Source organism: Bradyrhizobium sp. LeoA1Lang (assembly GCF_055413685.1).
In genome coordinates this window covers 1-247 of sequence record NZ_JBVAPG010000704.1, presented here as the reverse complement: position 1 = coordinate 247, position 247 = coordinate 1, and the positions used below count along the sequence as shown (strand labels likewise).

Annotated in this window: 1 pseudogene; it reads left to right on the top strand. The window is 59.1% G+C overall.

Annotation, left to right across the window (positions count from 1 at the left end):
• Window positions 1–123 (top strand): annotated as a pseudogene (locus tag ACZYOF_RS45020) (IS630 family transposase); the annotation flags it as partial.
• Between the last annotated feature and the right edge of the window lie 124 nt (window positions 124–247).

The window sequence follows — 247 nt, the reverse complement described above, 5'->3', positions numbered from 1 at the left end:
CGAGCGGCAAGGGATTACGCCCAATGCATGCGTGATCTTGTCGACATCCATTATCCCGACGCCGAGATCATCCGGGTCGTCCAGGACAATTTATCGACCCACTCCGCCGGTGCCCTCTATCAGGCGTAACCGGCATGAGGACCCCACCTAGCCATCCTTCGGCTTGCGCGCGATACAGCCTGGCATGAGCGGATCGGTGGAGGTGTAACGATGGCAAATGCCATGCTTGATGCCAGGCAGGAAGGTG